Here is a 20773-nt window from a genome sequence, read left to right as displayed (position 1 = left end):
TCGATTTATCACTTTTACTCTTTTCCTGGCTACACCCACCTAAAACAACCATTAGTCCCATCATGAATATTACCGTTCTGCTCATTAAATCCCCTCTCCTCCTCGACCTTCATAAATGGCAATTAATACCCAACTATATTCACTACCTTTATGAAAATAACTAAATGAAAAGTTTAGATGAATTAAAGTAGACTGTTCTTCCGTCAATCGTATTTCTGACGGCGCTCCAATGAAATGCGCTCCTTGCAATACCGCTTAAATATTCCTTTCTAGCGCAATGAAGATTCGAAGCGAAAGGGAAATCCGCAATATATGTGCCATCTTATACCTAAGAATTAGAAAAAACTTCTCTTTGAACAGGTCAAAACGACTCTGGAAAAGTCCTGCTCTATAATCCGCATTTTATTATTGGTATCTTCAAAGTTTTCTTCCACTCTCTTTGATGAAGCCGCTTCATACTCCTCTTCTATCTTTTCTTTTAATCTGTTATTTTCCTTAGAAAACAAATGCCAGAATTTATCTCCATCGTTTCTCAAACTCCGGCTGATTGTATCAATATGGTGTTCGAATTTTCGTTCCAGTTCTTTTTCCATGTCGTGTTTCTGGATTTTTCTTTCAACATTTTCTTTCATAGCATACAATGAATCCATGAACCCTTCTGCTACGTCTTCTATTCCTTCTGCAATCTTAGACTCCCACTTATCAATCTGCTTGTTTATTGCATCTAATTCATTGTCAAACACTGCTACATCCCCTTAAACCAGAAAGATATATCCCTATCAATAGTCCCTGTTGTTTCTGCAGCTTTGATTAAATCATCAAGAAACATTCCCATCTGTTGTTCAAATTTCTTCAACTTATGGCAGAAATCCATCGCTAAGTCTACGTCAATAAAGTAATAGTCTGAACCTTTAATCGTAACAGCTTTTTCTCTGAAATATTCTCGTACATCATTTTCAGTAAGAAGCGGATACTTGCCTGATCCATTAACATTGGATAGCATATTTTGATAGATTGACCTAAGAGCAGCTGCATCATCTTCGATATACTGCTCTACCCGTTTTCTCCAGTCCCTTATTAAATTCAATTGCGGCCTAAATGCTCGCACGCTGGCTATCACTTCATCAGGTTTCATTCTAAATTCAATGTTTCCATCCTTGTTGAATTTTCCAGTGTATGTATCTGTAAAATGACCAGCTATTGGATTATCACGTATGGATATATGTTCTACATTTGAAGCAACAAAGTATTCCTTTCCGATCAGCGGATCTCCTCCCCTATACATTCCGATAATGTCATTCCCGTGAATGTAATCTCTTATATACTCCCTCGTCTTACCTGAATCGACTTTTGCTTTGGCTTCATCACTTAGTAATCCGTAAACGTTTGGAGCGGCATATGTAACAGCTTTTTCGCCTCTTTCAGCACCCACATATTGTGCTTGTCCGCCTCCCAAGCTATGTCCAGTATGAGTAATGGTTGCTGATTTATGTTTACTGGAAACCCTATTCGCAAAATCAATGGCTGATTTAAACTGTGTTTGTTCTGTAGTGATTCTGGTAAATGTAGTCAATGTAGTTGGGACATACCTAACATTATGCCCCATTTTACGAACGACTTGATTAATGTCTGCTTCTAAGTCGCCTGGGTCTATTTTGGGCTTTGCTTCTGTACCTCTATAGGCAATTACAATATTAGAGGTATCTACTTTCCCTTCCATATCCACTGGAGCAAGGGCGATTGCTTCTGCACCATTGCCATCTTGATCGTCCTGCTTATCTATAATCATCCATTTTGATTTTTTCTCTTGATCTCCAAAAACTTCTCCTTCTATTTTAAGATCATTGTTATAACTGATAACAGAGAAGTTGAAATACTCCAAATCACTAACGTCTTTTGAAAGTCCAATCCCCTTCACCTTTTACAGCTCCTTCTCTGACTTGAATAATTTTCCACTTTATAATAGTATTAAACCATAAAATATATAAAAAAAGGGAAAATTTAGCATGAATAAAAGTTGGATTGTTACCATATTGATTTCAGTTATTTTATTGGCAGGTATCGGGGGCGGGATATATATGGCAAAACAAAAAGAGGAAAAAGCACAAGCAGCGGAAATGGCTGAAAAGGAATTTTGGGAAAAGCAAAAACCTAGAATTGAACTTTATTTTCGCTATAATTTTGAAGGTATAAAGAGTTTTGATTATACCGGAACAGATGAATCACCTATGGGCATATCTATTAATGGATATGTAAATGGCAATCCAGAACATGATTTTTCCGCTTATGTCCCTGGCTACCAAAGTGAATTCAATTATCTTGTTACTGTTTCTCCAGATTTTGCAAAGGCTTATAAAGATTCGGAAGAACAAAAAAATGTAGATGATATATTAGAGGAGCAAAAAGAAAGCCAGTAGCAGAATGGGCTAACTTAAATAATTGAGACAATATAAAACACCTTCGAAATAAAAGTGTTGTTTCGGAGGTGTTTTTGCATGGGCAAAACGTATATTCAAATAAAGTCAAATGGGCTGTCGTAAAGGATAAGATGAGTCGTCAATTCACGAATAGAGAAATTATGGAGAAGTACGGGATCAAAATGTCTCTCAAATTAAAACGTGGATGAAATAGTATCGAGATATTAAGATTCACAGATTTGACCAACCGATTGGTAAAATATACACATATGGCCATGACCCTGACTCTCACAGTACTGAAGAAAGAAAAGAACGACAAATGATGCACCTGAAACACGAGAATGAAATCTTAAAAAAGTATTTGGGAATCGAAAAGGAGTTGAAAAAGATCTTGTATATTTCTCCCCTTGAAAACTTATAGCGATTTAACCAAAAATCACCTCAAATCAAGAGATGATCTTTATAACTAAATATTTACTTAAGGTGTGAAAACTGCTACAGGTAACCCTACCTCGCACCCATATTCATTAATATACAGATTGCACAAAAATTGCACAGAATTTCTAGAAATAATGGAATTAAAAGATTCAGCTTGTATAATTAACCACTGGCACTCTGAATTAATGGACTACCTGGACTCTATTTCTGCATAGATTGTGTATAAGATTCCGAATAGTAAATTGACAGGGTGGGTTCGCTGGTTCGAACCCAGTCGGTATCATACTTTTCGAGAAGGCTTAACCACAAGTGTCTCAAGGGGGTTGAGCCTTTCCCCTATTTTTTAGTAGGAACTCATTTCACCTGTATTTTTATACATCGGATAAACACTGTACAAGTACAAGCACTGTGTTTCCTATGAATTCAGCTGTCTCCATTAATTCCGTTAAATCCAAAATATTCATCAATCCGAGTCCTCATCGAATCTGACTTCTACGTGTGAATCTCCTTCTATAATCACCTTTGACAGGGATTGTTGGGAATATTTCTCGTTATCATATAGGTAGGTAATCCAATCCCTGATGGATTCATCGGGATAGGGAGGTGTACTATCGGCATCGCCCACGGTTTTTCCTGTGTATTTCTATCTATTACGTTTTACTCAAAAGGAATTTCCTCTCAACTTTTACCATTAAAATCTGATAATAATCCGTAGGTCCCACCAAAGATAAAAGTTTGAAGGTCAACAGATATGAGAAGATTGTGGCGAATAGAAAAAAACCATGTACATTTGTACATGGTTTTATGACCCCTACGGGATTCGAACCCGTGTTACCGCCGTGAAAGGGCGGTGTCTTAACCGCTTGACCAAGAGGCCAAATGGCTCCGCAGGTAGGATTCGAACCTACGACCGCTCGGTTAACAGCCGAGTGCTCTACCACTGAGCTACTGCGGAATAATAATATTTTTTGGAGCGGGTGAAGGGAATCGAACCCTCATCATCAGCTTGGAAGGCTGAGGTTTTACCACTAAACTACACCCGCATGTATGGTATGGCTGATAAAAATCAAATCCACGAATGTCGGAACTAAAATCCGATGCATAACCACTATGCCCCTATAATGAATGGTGGAGGGGGGCAGATTCGAACTGCCGAACCCGAAGGAGCGGATTTACAGTCCGCCGCGTTTAGCCACTTCGCTACCCCTCCGATTATTAGAGTGCCGGCAAGAGGACTTGAACCCCCAACCTACTGATTACAAGTCAGTTGCTCTACCAATTGAGCTACACCGGCATAACACTTAAATAATTTTATCATTAAAATTTTAATTTATAATGGTGGCTCAGGACGGAATCGAACCGCCGACACAAGGATTTTCAGTCCTTTGCTCTACCGACTGAGCTACTGAGCCAACTTCATTATGTAAATGGCGGTCCGGACGGGACTCGAACCCGCGACCTCCTGCGTGACAGGCAGGCATTCTAACCAACTGAACTACCGGACCATTTTTATTGTGCGAATAATATTTGAAGCTGCGACTTATGAACCCTACAAGTTACCAGACTGCTACACCCCGCAACGATATATATATTGCTTAGATAATATATGGCGGAGGAAGAGGGATTCGAACCCCCGCGCGGTTTAACCCGCCTCCCGGTTTTCAAGACCGGTCCCTTCAGCCAGACTTGGGTATTCCTCCATATAGGTTGTGGATCATGTAAGACTCGAATCTGCAACTGGACGGTTATGAACCATCTCCTCTAACCAGCTGAGCTACATCGTCAAAATCAAAATCCTATTGGGTTTAAGTAAGTGATGGTGGAGCCTAGCGGGATCGAACCGCTGACCTCCTGCGTGCAAAGCAGGCGCTCTCCCAGCTGAGCTAAGTCCCCATAATTTTAAAATGGTCGGGAAGACAGGATTCGAACCTGCGACCCCTTGGTCCCAAACCAAGTGCTCTACCAAGCTGAGCTACTTCCCGCAAAGAAATGGCGCGCCCGAGAGGAGTCGAACCCCTAACCTTTTGATCCGTAGTCAAACGCTCTATCCAATTGAGCTACGGGCGCATTTTTGCAAGTAACTGGTGCCGAGGGCCGGTCTCGAACCGGCACGGTAGTCACCTACCGCAGGATTTTAAGTCCTGTGCGTCTGCCAATTCCGCCACCCCGGCATATCAATTGGCATTGGAGCGGAAGACGGGATTCGAACCCGCGACCCCCACCTTGGCAAGGTGGTGTTCTACCACTGAACTACTTCCGCATATAAGTGCGGGTGAAGGGAGTCGAACCCCCACGCCGTAAGGCGCCAGATCCTAAGTCTGGTGCGTCTGCCAATTCCGCCACACCCGCATGTTTATAAATGGTAAGCCATGATGGACTCATACCTTCAATCCTCAAGCTTCTAATTGATTAATATCAAACCCTCTCGTTGACTGCTTTATTATTCTATTATGTATTTATCTATATTTCAACAAGTAATATATGGTAATATTGATTTATTTTTCTTCCTATATCAAAAGATTGAACTTCCATGAATACATCTATCATCATAGGGTGTTAGAACCCTTGCTTAATCCTTAATATGCCTTTTATTTTTAAATTATCTTAGAAAGACATAACTATCATTTTACTGTTTGAAACGGTAAGAGTGCTATTCCTAGCACCATTAGAAATATAGATACCAATTCTAGTATAAAAGGTATATTTAATTCATCTGGTCATAGAGAATAGCTTTAAATATCTGGTTGAGTTCTTTTGTTTTTTTCCCACGAAGCCATTCGACCTGGTCAATTGGCAGTGTGAGCTTAAGGGTGATTTTTTCATCAGGCATCTCGACTTTCCTGATGTCGGCAAGGGAAATCCCCTTCTCAATATCAGGAAAATTGGTCTCGTTCTCATTGATATGAACAAGGCCCTGGTACTCATAGGGACCATCGACCCCACAATTCAAGTTCAACTGCGGGAGACGGCCAGGAATTGATTTTATGTACATGAATGAGCTGATTACTCGGTTATCGGTCAGCTCGATTTCAGCGATGATGCTCTCGCGGTTGCTATATTTCTTTAAGGCTACCTCGCTCACGATGAGGTCGAGCTCCAATGAAACTGTGGATGGAGTTTCCAATATATAAATCGCACTATTAAAAATATAGATTGCTTCGCCGTCAAGATTCACCGTTTTTATACCAACCATGTCATTCCCCTCCAAAAGAGACCGTCGGGAACATTCCCCACCCGGCTTATTTTCTTCTATTCTACTAAATCATGGAAGTTCCTCCAAGCGTAGCTTCTCGGCGATGGCAATGACATTCGGATACTCCTTCAAAACCGAAGCGGGGAATGCCTCAGATATTTTTGACTTCAAATATCTGTTTTACTGTGGTAGCCGCCTTCTTTTCCACAAAAACAAGCAGATGCATCTCCCCGCTTTCTATGATGGTATTGAACACCCTAGTGATTACTTGCTCCGGCACATCTTCATAAGAATCATGGGAAATAGAAGCATGGATTTTTTTAAATTATATGGACCAATAATAAAAGATGGTTTTACTTTTGAAGGTAGATATACCTTTTAATTAATACTGGTCACGGCGATTTTTGCTCATTTCATTCATTACAGGAATGCTGCCCCTATACTTCCACAACACAAAAAGACATTAATCCATCTTCGATCAACGCCACGATACTATACGTATATACGTTTACAAACCATACAAAACACCAGATGTTTATTATCCATCTGGTGTTTGTTTAAAAATATATTTTATTTCTTTTTTACAGCAGGTGGTCCAAATAATCCGCGTTGATAATCACGGAACGCCTCCCTGATTTCTTCCTGAGTATTCATTACAAATGGTCCACCAAATGCTATTTCTTCCCGGATAGGGACGCCTGAATAAATCAATACTTTGGAACGGGATAGTGCTTTTATTTTTAATTCACTTGAGTTAGAATCTGAGCCTTCCTCATTAAAGGATAGGGTAGCCGCCCCTGTTTTAGCTATCTTTGTCTTACTTTCTCCGAACTCCATCTCCCCCGCCAACATATACAAGAATGAATTATGATTCTTAGGCAAAACATGTGTGTATTCAGCCCCTTCACGGAGGCTAATTTCTGTCATCGTAATAGGAACCAAACTATTCATAGGTCCTGTTACCTCTGCAATATCACCTGAGTAAACTCGAATGTAACCCCCTTCAAAGTTCACAACAGGAGCATCCTCGACATAGATATTTTGATAACTTGTTTCTGTATGCTTCAGACTTTTCGGCAGATTCAGCCATAGCTGTAAGGTATGAATAAGATCATCGTCAAAAGCCTCTTCCGCATGCCTAGCTGCCCAACCGGCATTCATGTATTGGGCATCACCAGCATCTAAAATACTATACCCCCCTGCATTATCTATATGTTCAAGCCTTCCATCAATAACATACGTTATAGTTTGAAAGCCTCTGTGGGGATGGTCGGAGAAGGTTCCACGCTTAAACCAGTCTTCAGCCATTAGAATAAACGGGGAAAATTCCTCATTCCTCTCAGGATTTAAAATCATTCCTTGTTGAACATGAGGATATCCATTTTTGTTGTATTCTGGATACCAAAAATCTTTTACTTCTCTCTGAAATGTTGACTCATTAGACATTTCAATACCTCCTTTTGGAATTAATCCACAGTCCTATTAAACATATGAATAAATTAATTTTCGTGCAGCTTCAACTACTTTACTTAATTCAATTGGTCTCTTAAACAACCTTATTCTCTTCAAAACAGAAAAGATCATTGAACAGTATCCGTGTTTAATTACCCTAAATTTGTTATTTGATATCTTTCTTTTAGCTCTAATTAGCAAATTTGCAATTAATTAGGCTGTTTCCCCCATAGATTAAATCGGAATTCCTCAAGAGTTCATCAACGATCATTTCAATATTCTATAAGGTAGTTTCTGTTGAAAGACATTTGGTTCTTGCAATTTAAAACCCTTTGAACGAGCTCGCGTATTTTGCGATGGTTTCTTCACCAAATGCTTTTCCTTCAAACTTCTTTTATTTCAGAATCTATTACTATTCCTCTTATTTAAATCCTTCTATCTTACTACAAATATATTACCATAATATTCCGATTCATCATCGAAAAGTTACAATATAATCCTGGGTTTTATTTTTATTGACCAAATTGCTTACATACAAAAATAGACCCTACAAATGTAGGGTCTATCATTAGCTATTATTAAGCTTTTTGAACGTTTGTAGCTTGTGGGCCACGTTGTCCTTGTTCTACTTCAAACGTTACACTTTGACCTTCGTCTAAAGATTTGAAACCATCGCTTTGGATCGCTGAGAAATGTACGAATACGTCTTCTCCGTCTTCACGTTCAATAAATCCAAAACCTTTATCTGCATTAAACCATTTCACTTTACCTTGTTCCATAATTGTTGCCTCCTAGTGTGTTTCCACACAATGTGTTACTATCCCTGCTCAAATACTTTAGACGAAAATCAAAATCGTTTATCAATCTGAAACCGCCGAACAAAAATAATTCTTCTTTAGAATAACAGACATATATAAAAATAGCAAATTATAAGACTCTTCCCTTTCATCTTTACAATTTATTCATTGGTATTCTATTTTTAATCAAAGAAGATTTAATTAAATATACCTTCAACAAACTTGTTCTTTCCCTCTGCATATCCAAATCAGTTATGATATACCCAATGTAATCCCTATATTAGAATGGCTCAACAATTCACTCACTATCTTTGGATTTATTCCTTCTCGAATTAGGATGGTTGCAGTTACATAACGTCATCCATATAAAGAAATCAATTTGAGCCATTACAATAAACTAAATAAAAACAGAAGAAGGTTAATCCCCCATCTGTTTTCAGAGTATAGATATTTGAATATTCAATTGATTTATAGTGAGTTACTATCTTTATCTTCTATTTAATCCATTTCCTATAAATTTATATTAAATTTTTACTTTCTTGTTCATTATCATTAATCTGTGGAAAAGTAGGTACCCTTTTGTTATTTTTATGAATCCAATAAACAGATATAGCACTTACAACGCCTGCGAAAGCTACATATAGAGTCATTAGTAGGGGCGATCCATTATTAAATTCCATTAAAGAAGCTGCAATCATTGGGGTAATTCCACTTGCAAAGATTCCTGAAAATTGATAAACAAATGACATACCTGAGTATCTAACCTTCACATCAAAAAGTTCTGCAAATAACGCTGCCTCAGGTCCATAAACACTCGCATACAGAATACCAAATGGTATTAAGATAGATGGCCATATTATTAATAAATTCCCGTCACTATTGCTCATTAACCAAAAGGCCGGCATTGCGGAAAAACCAGTAATCATGCTTCCATAAAAAAATGTCTTTGTTCTTCCAACTTTATCTGAAATATGCCCAAATAAAGGAATGAAGAAGCACATTACAAATGCTGCTATAGATACACCTATTAATGCAGCTGTTCGAGTAATTTCTATATAAGTAGTCAGGTAAGTAAGAGAAAAGACTGCCATTATATTAAAGAATACTCCATCGATATAACGCGCACCCATACCCGCAAAAATTTTACCAACATTTCCTTTCCACATTTCTTTAAATGGCACGCTAGTTTCCGCATTTTCATTCTTTACGACTTTAAATTCAGGTGATTCTGAAACATTTAATCGAATCCAAAATCCTAAAATAATTAGTATGGTGCTTAATCCAAATGCAACTCTCCATCCCCAGCTCATGAATGCTCCATCTGACATTACTGAAGAGAGAATAGCAACCACACCTGAAGAAAGCAACAACCCTAGTGACAATCCAATTTGAGGTATACTGGCATATAATCCTCTCTTCTTTTTAGGAGCATGCTCAAAAGCCATTAATACAGCCCCTCCCCATTCTCCGCCCAAACCTATACCTTGAATAATACGAAGAACAACTAATGAGATAGGTGCTAGAATACCAATCTGATCATATGTTGGTATCACTGCTATGAGAGCCGTGCTCACACCCATTATTGTTAGCGTTAATATTAGCATACTTTTACGGCCAACTTTGTCTCCAAAATGCCCAAAAATAATCCCGCCTAATGGTCTGGCTATAAAACCAACTGCAAATGTTGCATATGCTAGTATAGTAGATACAAAAGGATCATCTGATGGAAAGTATAGTTTATTAAATACAAGACCAGCTACGACACCATATAGAAAGAAATCATACCACTCAATTGTAGAACCAATTAAACTAGAGACAACAACACGTTTAAGTGAACTTTTCACATTATTCATTTATTTCCCTCCAATACAAAATTTATATTTGACTGAAAATAGATAATAGATTTATTGAATTAAATTAAGAAAGCGCTTTCTTAACGTGTTAAAAAAAAGACTGGAACTGGGGTTTGAGAAACTTCCCCTACCCCAGCGATGAATATAAAATTACCAGTTTTTATGATCTAGATGAGAATATTTCTCTAATAATCTAGTAGGCATCTTTAATGCATCTTTTCTAAATGGTGGAGCAAGTTGTGTTCCATCAACCTGAATATCCAGAACAGTAGGTTTATTGGATTTAATTGCTTCCAATAATTTCGGACCTATATCTTCAGCTCTATCTACTCTTACTCCTGCAGCTCCCATTGATTTAGCAACTTCAGCAAAATCAGGGTTTTGAATATCAGCCCCAACAAATCGATTGTTGTAAAAATCAACTTGATTCTTCTTTTCTGCACACCATGCACCATTATTAAATACACAGGCAACAACAGGGATATCTTCTTCCACTGCTGTACTCACTTCATGTAGACTCATTCCCCATGCACCATCACCAACAATAGCTACTACCGGACAGTCAGGACGAGCTAGTTTGGCACCCAAAGCTGTCGGATAAGCAAACCCTGTATTTCCGAATGTTAAAGCTGCTATATGCTTTCTTGGTTGATTAAATTTTAAATAGGCATTAGCTGTTGAAGAAACATTGCCAATATCAGTTGTTACTATTGTATCTTCAGGAAGTACATTTATTAACTCTAATAGTGCCCTACGTGGATTTATTGGATTCCCTTCAACCATGGCTAGGTCCACCAATTCTTTATCCCACTTTTCTTTAACAGCTTTCAAATCAGCTAATTTACTTTGGTCTATTATTGGAGAAGTTACTTCTTTAATCTGTTGAAAAAGTGCTTTACTCGCTTCTCTTGCATCCCCTATAATACCAACCTCGACAGGATGTGTCCTTCCAATATTTCTTGGATTAATATCAACCTGTATAATCTTTGCTTCCTTAGGAAAATAATCTATATCGTAGCAAGGTAACGTCCCAAACACTGATAGACGTGTTCCTATTGCCAATACAACATCAGCCTTTTTCAAAGTATTCATTGCAGCTTTAGATCCCATATATCCAATTGGTCCAACAAATTGGGGATGATTATTCGGAAACGCATCATTATGCATGTATGATACAGCAACAGGAGCTGATAAATATTCCGCTATCATCTTAACCTGCTCAATTCCATTTGAATCCACTGTTCCTCGTCCTGATATGATAACCGGATACTCTGCTTCCGCTAAAATCTTAGCAGCCTGCTCAATACTTTCGATAGATCCTGCACCCCGAGAATCTACACGGTATTGATGGGGTTCTAATATAAAATCTTCAACCTCACCGTAGAAGTAATCCCTAGGAATATCAAATAAAACAGGTCCCCTCTCTGCATAAGCAATTCGAAATGCTGTTCTTAAACAATCTGCTACTCTACTCGGATGTGTGACTCGAACTGTTTCTTTTGTAATAGCCTTGAATATTGAGACTTGGTCACATTCTTGAAATCCATCCCATCCAACAGTAGGAGTGCCTGCAGAAGGCGAAATAACGACCATCGGAGTATGCGCTTGATTTGCTGCAGCAACAGATGTAACCATATTAGTAATTCCTGGACCATTTTGCCCAATAACTACTCCTACTTTCCCCGATACTCGTGCATATCCATCCTCCATATGTGCAGCGCTTTGTTCATGTCTTACTCCGATAAAACGAATACCTGCAGTTGGCAAAAGATCCAGCATATCCATAAATGCAGAACCTAATATCCCAGAAATATGGGTAATTCCTTCTTTTAACAATGTTTCTACAATTGCTTCACTAGGCGTCATTTTTAATTTAGTAGCTTTAACTTCCCTATTTTTTACTTTCATACAAACTCCTCCTAAATTGATTTATAAACTTGATAGTTTATCAGCTAATTTATAAAATAAATCATGAACATCTTCTTGCTTTGGCACTTTAATATTTGTTAGAATTCCATTCCCAGATATCGCATCTTTCCCCAACAATGTAATATTCCTTCTTAAGTCATCAACATCTATATACTTTTTGCCATCTTCCCATATATTGAATATGTCATTATAGTTATGAAGGATGTCTAATGTTTTTACAGCTAAGTCTTCCTTACTCAAACTCGGATCAGCTCCTAACGCTATTGCAATATCTGCATACTTATCACTAGCTGAATCAAGTCCATATTCAACTACAAATGGCATCAGGAGAGCGACACTTAATCCATGAGGTATATGAAAACGCGCACCTAATGGCCGACCAGCTGCATGCGCTAGATTTGTTGAAGCATTAGAAAAAGCAATTCCTGCATAACAACTACCAAGAAGCATATTTTGCCTAGCTTCAATGTTATTGCCATTTTCATAAATAACAGGCAATGAATTACCAATTCTTTCAATTGCCTCTAGAGCAAATGGTTCTGTCATAATGGTTGAATTAGTAGATACAAATGCTTCCATTGCATGACTTAAGGCATCAAGACCTGTATAAGCTGTAAAGTTCTTAGGAAGACTTAAAGTAAGTTCCGGATCAAGAATTGCTATATCCGGTATGAGGTGAGGATGACCTGGATTCATTTTAATATTCAAATCAGTATCGGTTATAACCATTATTTTTGTAGCTTCAGAACCTGTTCCTGCGGTAGTAGGAATTGCTAATAAAGGTAATCTCTTAAGGTAAGGTTTCTTTACAATATCAATCCAATCAAGATTTTCGTTACAGCTAAATAAAGCAGCAGCTTTTCCAATATCAATTGCACTTCCTCCACCGATGGATACAATACAATCTCCATTGAATTCCCTTAGTACAAGAAGCGCATTACTTACATGTTCAGTTGTAGGTTCACCGGAATACGAACTAAAGATAGCGCTTTCAATTTTATCCGAGATTAATATCTCCTTTACTTTTGTGTCTAAGCTAATTTCAGGTCTTGTCAGAAATGTATCCATAATAACTAATACTCTTGTTCCACCAGCCTGTAACACCATACTTCCTAGAGAATTTATACTGTTTGCTCCTAAATGGATTTGACCAGGTAGATCTAATCTTAAAACATTCTTCACCATCCTAATCCTCCTTTCAAAAATATTTGGTTACAACTATATATAATGCAATTATCATGCCAACTTTAATCTTCTTGTTTAACAAGAGTTTTCTATTTATAATTAAGGATACTGGTGTTGAAACGCCACCATAACGGTGTTTTATTTCACCACCGAAAAATATAGAGGAGGTAAGCTTTGATAGATGAATATAATGTAGGTGATAGTAGAAAATCTGATGAGTTAATTAAATTACAATCTTTAAACGAAATTCTCCATTCCATCGTTCAGTATTCTTCAGATGGTTTGTTTGTGGTCAACGATGAAGGTATAGTAATTGAAGTGAACAAAGCATACGAAGAAATGACAGGGATATCAAAAAAAGAGGTAATAAATAGAAATATCACCGACCTTGTATTAAATCAATACTTTGACAAATCTGCCGCCACAATAGCATTAGATACAAAAAAAAAGACAACTATAATACAACAAATAAAACAACAGAAATATTTTGTTGTGACAGCAAACCCTATTCTTGATAAAAATCAAAAAGTTTCAATGGTCGTTACTAGCGTCCGCGATATCAGCTATCTTTATCATTTACAAAAACAGCTTCTAGATTCTCATCATATTAATAACAACACCTCAAATACACTCTATAACCAAACAGACTTTTATATAATATACAATAGCCCACAGATGAAAATGTTATATCAAAAAATCGAACAAATATCTCAATTTCCAACGAATATTTTGATTACAGGCGATTCCGGAACAGGTAAAGAAGTATTAGCTAACTTAATACATCAATTAAGCTCCAAATCCAACCAACCCTTTATAAAGGTGAATTGTTCTGCTATTCCAAACGAACTCTTTGAATCTGAGATGTTTGGATTTACAGGTGGATCCTTTACTGGCGCTAAAAAGGAAGGGAAACCCGGATTTTTTGAACAAGCAAACAATGGAACAATATTACTAGACGAAATTGGAGAAATGCCCATTCAATTTCAAGTAAAGTTACTTCGTGTATTACAAGAAAAAAGCATCACTCGTATCGGATCTACTAAACCTATCAATCTATCGTTTAGATTAATTTGCTCAACAAATCAAAATCTAGAAAGATTAATCCGTGAAAAGAAGTTCAGGTTAGACCTATGGTACAGAATTAATGTGGTTCAATTGAAGATACCACCGCTAAGGTCCAGAAAAGATGATATCCCTCCACTGGTGGAACAATTCAAAGATGAGTTTTGTAACAAATACAAACTGACAAAACAAATTTTACCTGAAACTATGAACAAGCTAATTGAATACGATTGGCCAGGTAACGTTAGAGAATTAAGAAATGTAATTGAATATGTAATTATCTCAACGCTTACTTCACAGGTTGGACCTGCTGATCTTCCCGATAATATAAGAGAAAATTGGAATTTAGAAATGCCGTTAATTAGCGATGATGTGTTTTCAGATCAGCTTCCCCATTTACTATCAAAAGAAATTAGTCTTAAATCAGCCCTTGAACAATATGAGAAAGAAATTATAATTAGTACATTGAAAAGTACAAGCAGCATTCGTTCAGCTGCTCAACAACTAAAAATTGATCATTCCAGTTTAATAAGAAAAATGCGACGATTGAATATAACCTATTAAATAGATATCTGTGGGTTAGGTAAACTACAAATATTTTCTTTCAGAAACTTCACAAATATATCAGCAGTAAGACTTAAATAATGTTCATCATATAACATATAAAAATTTCGCCTCATCGTTATATCTTTAATATGCAATTGTTTCAAAGTATTTAAAGCTAATTCTTTTCTTACAGCTGAATGGGAAATAATCGAAATGCCTGTAATTGATTCAACGGCAGATTTAATAGACTCAGTGCTTTCCAGTTCCAATACAATGTTTAACTTTGAGGGATCCAGATTATTTTCCTTTAGTTTTTCTTCAATCACTTGTCTTGTCCCGGATCCCTGCTCTCTCATAATAAAAGGAAGAGAAAAAAGTTGGTCAGTTGTTATATAGTCAGTCTCTATTAATGAATTATGGGGAGATGTGATGATAATTAACTCGTCTTCTAGAAAAGCTTCTTGCTTAAAATCAGGATATTTCAGCATAGATTCAATAAAACCAAGATGTATCTCTGAATCTTTAAGTTTTGTAATAATCTGTGCAGAATTATTAAGTTTTAATTTCAAGCTAATATTAGGATGAATTTTCACAAATTCTCCAAATAAGTAAGGTAAAATATATTCTCCTACTGTTAAACTTGCACCAATGATCAATGTCCCTTGAATTGTGTTAGATAATATTTCAATCTCTTTTTTTGTTGAATGAATCTGTCTTAATATTAATTCAGATGAACTGAATAACACTTTTCCTATAGGTGTTAAATATACCTTTTTGGTTGTTCTTTCAAATAATTTTACACCTAAATGTTCTTCTAATCTTCTAATATGTAAACTAACATTCGGCTGAGTCATATGTAATGATTTAGCTGTTTCTGAGAAATTCCTCTTTTTAGCTAATGTATGAAATATTTTTAAATCCTCAAAGTTCATATATACTCCCCCTTTAAAAGATGATCTATAATAAAAATGTATAAAACATATGAAAATTCTAAATAAATGACGTATATATTTCTATGCTATCTTTAATTAAGCTACATTTTATCTGTAGCTACTTAAAGGAGGAATGCTTAATGTCACAATCCCCATTAGAAAAACGTCAGCAGCATAGCACTTATCCCATGTTTCAAATGGTCGGTGGTATTGGATTTACTTTTTTTATAGCTTTATTAGGATTAGGTTTATCTAAAATTAGTGGATTTAATCTAATGGGTCCACTGGCCTGTTCAATAATTATAGCCATTGTGTATAGACAAATTTGGAATTATCCAGAAAAGATCAGAAAAGGAATCGAATTTTCATCAAAAAAACTATTAAGGTTTGCAATCATTCTGTATGGTTTAAAATTAAATATAAATATAATCTTCAATCAAGGTATGCCACTGATCTTGCGTGGTATTATTACCATCGCCTTTGCTCTGATAATTACTATACTCCTTGCTAAGTGGTTGAAAGCAGACATGTCATTATCCTTGTTATTAGCTGTAGGAACAGGTATATGTGGCGCAGCAGCAATTGCCGCTGTATCCCCAATTTTGAAAAGCAAAGAAGAAGATACAGCTATGGGGATTGGTATTATTGCGTTAGTTGGAACTTTTTTTGCTGTCTTATACACATTCCTTCGGCCTATAATTCCCCTACCCGACTTAGACTATGGAATATGGAGTGGTGCCAGCTTGCATGAAATAGCTCATGTTGCTTTAGCTACAGCTCCGGCTAGTCAAGATGCAATGGCTATTGCTCTTTTGGCCAAATTAAGCCGAGTCTTATTATTAATACCATTTTGCTATCTCTTGATTTTTTGGATAAACAGTCGAAAAAAATCTAACAATATTAACTCCAAAATAGAATTTCCTTGGTTCTTACTTGGATTTATTGCTATGAGTTTAATCAATAGTTTCATTTTGGGAGAATATATAATTATTCCTGATTCTTTTTATAACATTATTAACAATTTCACAACTTATATCCTGACAATGGCAATGGTTGGTCTCGGTTTAAACGTGAGTTTCCAAGCTATGCGTTCTAAGGCATTAAAACCACTTATAGCGATTTTTATTACCTCTGTATTGCTTTCCATTGTTTCATTTTTCTCCATTTAATAATCTTTTGCATTCGCTTTACTACAATAAAGAGTTCAACAAATGAGGACATTAATCCTTCTTTAAAACTAAATGTGATTAGTAGACACTTAACTTTGAACATTGTTCTTAAAAAAGGGCAAAAATAACACCCTTGATAATAAAAGTACTGGGACAGTTTATTAATATAAGTATCTTTTTACAAATAAAATACTCCTCCTAAGTAGGCTGATTTTTAACAAATCGCCTCTCTAAGGTGGAGTATTTTAAACTTCTCTATAATCAATTATTAATATGGGTTTCAGACGATACTGCAGAAATGGTCTCTTGGTAGATTTTTTTCCTATTTGGATCCTCCAGGAAATGCATACTAATTAAATCGATGAGGTAAAGTGCACTTAAATCAAGACCGGTTGACAAGTAGGCGTTGCGAACGGGATGGACGGTCCATAGCACTTCATCCGATAATTTTGTTAGATATGTATGGTCATAAGCCGTTAGAGAGATTAATTTAACATCTTTTTTCTTCGCTTCATTAACAGATGAGATTAACTCTCGGGTTTGTCCAGAACGTGAAATAGCTAATAGCAAATCCCCTTTTTTTAATAAAGTACTTCTAATAATCATTAAATGTGGATCGGTTACAGCTTCACTGGCAAAACCCATCCTACTCAATCGGTAGTTTAATTCCTGTGCGGCAAGTCCCGAACTTCCTAAACCATAGATAAAAATTCGCTTAGCATTTGTAACTAATTTGAGTGCTTTCATTATTGATTTCCGACTGTTAAGACCTTGTATATCGCGGATTACATCCATATACTGACCTCTTATTTTGGAATCCATATCTTCTGTATCTTCATGGCGCGTTTCTCTTGCTAGATTCATTTTTAATTCCACGAAATTTTTACAGGATACTTTTCTACAGAAACGTGTGATCGTTGCAACGGATACATTCGTCTTTTCTGCTATTTCTTTGATCGTGCACTTGGAAGCTTCTGATGACGAAGAAAGCAAAAAATCAGCTAAACCTTTTTCTTTATCGGAGAATGAAGAATATTTCGATTGAATTTCCTTCAAGAGCGTAACCATCGATGACTCCTTCCACCCTAAATATTGGTCAACAACCCCTATTTATTTCTTCAACAAAGCGACTTGTTATTTGCTGCGGCCGAGTGATTGCTCCCCCGACTACAACGGAGTAAGCCCCCAGGTCAAGTACCCTTGCCGCCATTTCAGGAGTGATAACATTTCCTTCAGCAATGACAGGGATCGAGACATTTTTTAAGACTGTTTTGACAAATTCAAAATCATTCTCATATAATTTACAATCTTTTGTTTCATTTGTATAGCCATAAAGGGTTGTGGAAAGGCAATCAAAGCCCAATCGTTCCGCATTCATCGCATCTTCCAACGAGGAGATATCTGCCATCAACTGAACCCCTGGATAATGCTCTTTTACATATGAAACTAAATCAGCTAATATTTCTCCATTTGGACGTTCTCTTAGTGTTGCGTCCATCGCAATCATTTCACAGCCTGTCTCAATTAGTTCATCGACTTCTTGTTTTGATGCTGTGATAAAGACTTCACTATTTGGATAATTTCGCTTCACAATTCCTACGACAGGTAAATCTACTTCTTTTTTAATTGCGATAATATCTAGTTTCGATTCTGCTCGAATACCTGCCGCTCCACCTTGCTTGGCAGCCAGAGCAAGCTTTGACATGATAAATGAGCTATGAAGAGGCTCACTCTCTTGAGCCTGACATGAAACAACAAGACCCTTTTTAATTTGTTCTAACATTTTTATTCACCTACTATTTCTGTTTTTTTACCTTGATGATTTAAAATTGAAACACAATTCTCCTGCTGCAAATCCAATTAACGAAACTTTGATAGTGGAGGTAGCTTAGCATTAGTATATAGATAAGATAGGAAAAAATATAATACCGCTACGCTCCACCTATTAAGCTTTCTAAATAAATAACGAAAATTATTTAACTTTGTTTATCTCATTCTTCAAGATCTCTGCGAGAGCTCCATAAACAACTTGAACACCCTTACCTCTCTTAAAGAGTCCTTTTGCCTTCAGTTCATCTTTCCAAACGGAATCACCTGCAACTTTGTCTATATCCTTGACGGTTACTCTTAATCTAGTTATACATGCATCGACGTCCACTAGGTTTTCTCTTCCACCTAAGGCTGTAATCACATCCTCTACATCAATGTCTTTTAATAATGCATCTTTCTTCGTATATAACTTATTCTCAGATTCATCACCACGACCTGGAGTTTTTAGATTCAATTTTAGAATAAGTGTTTTAAATACAAAGTAGTAGATAAGTGCTGTTGGAATTCCGAGAATGAGAATCCAAATGTAATTCGTTTTATCATTACCCTGCAATATACCGAATAATGTAAAATCAATGATACCCCTTGAGAAAGTAACCCCTACCGATACATCTAGAGCATATAAAGCAGCATATGATATTCCCTCTAGGATGGCATGGATCCCGTAAAGTAATGGTGCTACAAAAAGGAATGTAAATTCGATTGGTTCAGTAATCCCTGTTAAGAAGGATGTTAAGGCCGCTGAAAATAGTATACCACCCACAATTTTCTTGTTTTTACTGTTAGCAGTATGATACATAGCAAGGGCAGCTGCTGGGAGGCCAAACATCATTGGTAAATAACCACCTGTGAAATACTTCGTTGCTTCAGCCGAGAATTTTGTAACAGTAGGATCAGCCAATTGTGCGAAGAAAATGCTTTGTCCACCTTGTACGATTTTCCCTGCAACCTCTAATTCTCCACCAAGTGAGGTGTACCAGAATAGCGGATAAATCGCATGATGAAGTCCAAAAATATTGAGAAGTCTCATTAGTGATCCATAGAAGAACATTCCGATTGGGCCTGTTCGTCCAAAGAATTCTGAGAAAGTTGAAATTCCAATGTGAACATATGGCCAAACAAATGGAATAATTATCCCTATTACACTAATTGCGAATACAGAAATAATCGGAATAAATCTTACTCCAGAGAAAAACGAAAGTGCTTCTGGAAGCTGCTTGTCGTAATATCTATTGGCTAAAAAGGCTACTAGTAAACCAACAATAATTCCTCCAAGCACTCCGATTCTAACTGTAAAAATACCAAGCTCGTATCCATATACGTTTGCCTGCTTTGCTGCTTCCACTGGATCTAGACCTTGAGATAGGAAATAGTCTACAGTTGTCGACTCTGGTGTATGGCCCAGAAAACCTAGAATGGTACCTACGATAACATGCATGACAAGAAAAGCGATCGCCGCTGATAAACCTGCTGCACCTTTTTCCTGTAACGCTAACCCTGAAGCAATCCCGACAGCAAATATCAAGGGTAAGTTAGCAAAAACAATATTACCAATCGCTGACATGGTGCTTAAAATATAAAACAAAAATGTCCCATCTCCGAGTAATCCTTCCAACCCATAGGTTTCTACCATAAGGGGATTGGTAAAAGCTGCACCAATACCAAGCATGATCCCGGCTATTGGCAGAACAGCAATAGGAATCATAAAAGCTTTTCCCAAACGTTGCAGTTTTTCAAACATTCTTATCCCTCCATTTTCATTCAAATATAGAACCCTTCGCCCAAAATTTTTTGCTTTTGAAAATTATTATCATAAATTACATTTTATGTAATTTATTATCTTCTATTATATGAGATCACCACATTAATATGCAAATAATTTTTAGAATCATTTCACTATATTTAAAATTTTGTATATTTTTTAAATTCCCCACGTACTGCCCGTTCCTTTGGTAGATTATTTGTAGGGC

15 protein-coding genes and 14 tRNA genes are annotated in these 20773 nt (G+C 36.7%); 3 read left to right on the top strand and 26 right to left on the bottom strand.

All coding sequences use genetic code 11. From position 1 onward, the window contains the following. Nucleotides 1–335: 335 nt before the first annotated feature. On the bottom strand, nucleotides 336–743 hold the full coding sequence (locus AC4G3L_RS00225; RefSeq protein WP_491074970.1) for a hypothetical protein: 408 nt from the start codon (nucleotides 741–743) through the stop codon (nucleotides 336–338). Nucleotides 744–745: 2 nt separating this feature from the next. Beyond that, nucleotides 746–1918 carry a lipase family protein gene (locus AC4G3L_RS00220; protein WP_491074969.1) on the bottom strand — a complete coding sequence of 391 codons (1173 nt, stop codon included), beginning with the start codon at nucleotides 1916–1918 and terminating at the stop codon, nucleotides 746–748. A gap of 160 nt (nucleotides 1919–2078) precedes the next feature. On the opposite strand from AC4G3L_RS00220, the gene AC4G3L_RS00215 reads away from it, so the two are divergent. Next, entirely contained in the window at nucleotides 2079–2417 is a 339-nt protein-coding gene (locus tag AC4G3L_RS00215) for a DUF1433 domain-containing protein (protein WP_491074968.1), read from the top strand. Nucleotides 2418–3660: 1243 nt separating this feature from the next. On the opposite strand, the gene AC4G3L_RS00210 is transcribed toward AC4G3L_RS00215, so the two are convergent. The 20 genes from AC4G3L_RS00210 to AC4G3L_RS00115 all read right to left on the bottom strand — a co-directional run bounded on the left by AC4G3L_RS00210 (nucleotide 3661) and on the right by AC4G3L_RS00115 (nucleotide 13264). Continuing rightward, nucleotides 3661–3732, bottom strand: a tRNA-Glu gene (locus AC4G3L_RS00210). A gap of 3 nt (nucleotides 3733–3735) precedes the next feature. Then, nucleotides 3736–3810 (bottom strand) — tRNA-Asn (locus AC4G3L_RS00205). 14 nt (nucleotides 3811–3824) lie between these two features. Next, nucleotides 3825–3898 (bottom strand) — tRNA-Gly (locus AC4G3L_RS00200). An 83-nt stretch (nucleotides 3899–3981) separates the two neighbouring features. Beyond that, nucleotides 3982–4065 (bottom strand) — tRNA-Tyr (locus AC4G3L_RS00195). Nucleotides 4066–4076: 11 nt separating this feature from the next. After that, a tRNA-Thr gene (locus tag AC4G3L_RS00190) sits at nucleotides 4077–4149 on the bottom strand. Between the two features lie 42 nt (nucleotides 4150–4191). Beyond that, nucleotides 4192–4267 (bottom strand) — tRNA-Phe (locus tag AC4G3L_RS00185). 16 nt (nucleotides 4268–4283) lie between these two features. Continuing rightward, nucleotides 4284–4360: transfer RNA gene (locus AC4G3L_RS00180), tRNA-Asp, on the bottom strand. Nucleotides 4361–4462: 102 nt separating this feature from the next. Continuing rightward, nucleotides 4463–4555 (bottom strand) — tRNA-Ser (locus tag AC4G3L_RS00175). A 117-nt stretch (nucleotides 4556–4672) separates the two neighbouring features. Beyond that, nucleotides 4673–4748 (bottom strand) — tRNA-Ala (locus tag AC4G3L_RS00170). Nucleotides 4749–4760: 12 nt separating this feature from the next. After that, nucleotides 4761–4837: transfer RNA gene (locus AC4G3L_RS00165), tRNA-Pro, on the bottom strand. Between the two features lie 8 nt (nucleotides 4838–4845). After that, nucleotides 4846–4922 (bottom strand) — tRNA-Arg (locus AC4G3L_RS00160). Nucleotides 4923–4937: 15 nt separating this feature from the next. Next, nucleotides 4938–5026 (bottom strand) — tRNA-Leu (locus AC4G3L_RS00155). Between the two features lie 14 nt (nucleotides 5027–5040). After that, nucleotides 5041–5115, bottom strand: a tRNA-Gly gene (locus AC4G3L_RS00150). Between the two features lie 7 nt (nucleotides 5116–5122). Further along, nucleotides 5123–5204, bottom strand: a tRNA-Leu gene (locus tag AC4G3L_RS00145). Between the two features lie 355 nt (nucleotides 5205–5559). Then, on the bottom strand, nucleotides 5560–6048 hold the full coding sequence (locus AC4G3L_RS00140; protein ID WP_491074967.1) for a hypothetical protein: 489 nt from the start codon (nucleotides 6046–6048) through the stop codon (nucleotides 5560–5562). Between the two features lie 570 nt (nucleotides 6049–6618). Next, entirely contained in the window at nucleotides 6619–7494 is an 876-nt protein-coding gene (locus AC4G3L_RS00135; protein ID WP_491074966.1) for a pirin family protein, read from the bottom strand. A 584-nt stretch (nucleotides 7495–8078) separates the two neighbouring features. After that, the gene (locus AC4G3L_RS00130) at nucleotides 8079–8279 is read right to left on the bottom strand and encodes a cold-shock protein (RefSeq protein ID WP_491074947.1); all 201 of its coding nucleotides are present in this window, start codon (nucleotides 8277–8279) and stop codon (nucleotides 8079–8081) included. A 536-nt stretch (nucleotides 8280–8815) separates the two neighbouring features. Further along, nucleotides 8816–10150, bottom strand: coding sequence for an MFS transporter (locus tag AC4G3L_RS00125; protein ID WP_491074965.1), 1335 nt, complete (start codon nucleotides 10148–10150; stop codon nucleotides 8816–8818). Between the two features lie 150 nt (nucleotides 10151–10300). Next, a complete protein-coding gene (xsc, locus tag AC4G3L_RS00120) occupies nucleotides 10301–12058 on the bottom strand; it encodes a sulfoacetaldehyde acetyltransferase (RefSeq protein WP_491074964.1) in 1758 nt (585 codons plus the stop codon). Between the two features lie 21 nt (nucleotides 12059–12079). Further along, complete coding sequence (locus AC4G3L_RS00115; RefSeq protein WP_491074963.1) at nucleotides 12080–13264, bottom strand: iron-containing alcohol dehydrogenase; 1185 nt, start codon at nucleotides 13262–13264, stop codon at nucleotides 12080–12082. Nucleotides 13265–13438: 174 nt separating this feature from the next. On the opposite strand from AC4G3L_RS00115, the gene AC4G3L_RS00110 reads away from it, so the two are divergent. Further along, nucleotides 13439–14890, top strand: a complete 1452-nt coding sequence (locus AC4G3L_RS00110) for a sigma-54 interaction domain-containing protein (protein WP_491074962.1) — start codon at nucleotides 13439–13441, stop codon at nucleotides 14888–14890. On the opposite strand, the gene AC4G3L_RS00105 is transcribed toward AC4G3L_RS00110, so the two are convergent. Beyond that, the gene (locus AC4G3L_RS00105) at nucleotides 14887–15804 is read right to left on the bottom strand and encodes a selenium metabolism-associated LysR family transcriptional regulator (RefSeq protein WP_491074961.1); all 918 of its coding nucleotides are present in this window, start codon (nucleotides 15802–15804) and stop codon (nucleotides 14887–14889) included. The genes AC4G3L_RS00110 and AC4G3L_RS00105 overlap by 4 nt on opposite strands. Before the next feature lie 140 nt (nucleotides 15805–15944). On the opposite strand from AC4G3L_RS00105, the gene AC4G3L_RS00100 reads away from it, so the two are divergent. Beyond that, nucleotides 15945–16973 (top strand): YeiH family protein, encoded by a 1029-nt coding sequence (locus AC4G3L_RS00100; RefSeq protein ID WP_491074960.1) that lies wholly within the window; start codon nucleotides 15945–15947, stop codon nucleotides 16971–16973. A 261-nt stretch (nucleotides 16974–17234) separates the two neighbouring features. On the opposite strand, the gene AC4G3L_RS00095 is transcribed toward AC4G3L_RS00100, so the two are convergent. From AC4G3L_RS00095 to AC4G3L_RS00085, 3 genes are all read right to left on the bottom strand, one after another. Then, the gene (locus tag AC4G3L_RS00095) at nucleotides 17235–18041 is read right to left on the bottom strand and encodes a MurR/RpiR family transcriptional regulator (protein WP_491074959.1); all 807 of its coding nucleotides are present in this window, start codon (nucleotides 18039–18041) and stop codon (nucleotides 17235–17237) included. A 28-nt stretch (nucleotides 18042–18069) separates the two neighbouring features. Further along, on the bottom strand, nucleotides 18070–18756 hold the full coding sequence (locus tag AC4G3L_RS00090) for an N-acetylmannosamine-6-phosphate 2-epimerase (RefSeq protein WP_491074958.1): 687 nt from the start codon (nucleotides 18754–18756) through the stop codon (nucleotides 18070–18072). A gap of 189 nt (nucleotides 18757–18945) precedes the next feature. Continuing rightward, the gene (locus AC4G3L_RS00085; RefSeq protein ID WP_491074957.1) at nucleotides 18946–20544 is read right to left on the bottom strand and encodes a PTS transporter subunit EIIC; all 1599 of its coding nucleotides are present in this window, start codon (nucleotides 20542–20544) and stop codon (nucleotides 18946–18948) included. Between the last annotated feature and the right edge of the window lie 229 nt (nucleotides 20545–20773).

It is taken from the genome of Bacillus sp. z33 (assembly GCF_058313615.1).
This window is presented reverse-complemented; position numbering and strand designations above follow the sequence as displayed.

What these genes read in the sequence shown, in the direction of transcription:
- AC4G3L_RS00215 (WP_491074968.1), top strand. Translation starts at nt 2,079, where the DNA reads ATGGCAAAACAAAAAGAGGAAAAAGCACAAGCAGCGGAAATGGCTGAA.
- AC4G3L_RS00140 (WP_491074967.1), bottom strand. Translation starts at nt 6,048, where the DNA reads ATGGTTGGTATAAAAACGGTGAATCTTGACGGCGAAGCAATCTATATT.
- AC4G3L_RS00135 (WP_491074966.1), bottom strand. Translation starts at nt 7,494, where the DNA reads ATGTCTAATGAGTCAACATTTCAGAGAGAAGTAAAAGATTTTTGGTAT.
- AC4G3L_RS00130 (WP_491074947.1), bottom strand. Translation starts at nt 8,279, where the DNA reads ATGGAACAAGGTAAAGTGAAATGGTTTAATGCAGATAAAGGTTTTGGA.
- AC4G3L_RS00125 (WP_491074965.1), bottom strand. Translation starts at nt 10,150, where the DNA reads ATGAATAATGTGAAAAGTTCACTTAAACGTGTTGTTGTCTCTAGTTTA.
- xsc (WP_491074964.1), bottom strand. Translation starts at nt 12,058, where the DNA reads ATGAAAGTAAAAAATAGGGAAGTTAAAGCTACTAAATTAAAAATGACG.
- AC4G3L_RS00115 (WP_491074963.1), bottom strand. Translation starts at nt 13,264, where the DNA reads ATGGTGAAGAATGTTTTAAGATTAGATCTACCTGGTCAAATCCATTTA.
- AC4G3L_RS00105 (WP_491074961.1), bottom strand. Translation starts at nt 15,804, where the DNA reads ATGAACTTTGAGGATTTAAAAATATTTCATACATTAGCTAAAAAGAGG.
- AC4G3L_RS00100 (WP_491074960.1), top strand. Translation starts at nt 15,945, where the DNA reads ATGTCACAATCCCCATTAGAAAAACGTCAGCAGCATAGCACTTATCCC.
- AC4G3L_RS00095 (WP_491074959.1), bottom strand. Translation starts at nt 18,041, where the DNA reads ATGGTTACGCTCTTGAAGGAAATTCAATCGAAATATTCTTCATTCTCC.
- AC4G3L_RS00090 (WP_491074958.1), bottom strand. Translation starts at nt 18,756, where the DNA reads ATGTTAGAACAAATTAAAAAGGGTCTTGTTGTTTCATGTCAGGCTCAA.
- AC4G3L_RS00085 (WP_491074957.1), bottom strand. Translation starts at nt 20,544, where the DNA reads ATGTTTGAAAAACTGCAACGTTTGGGAAAAGCTTTTATGATTCCTATT.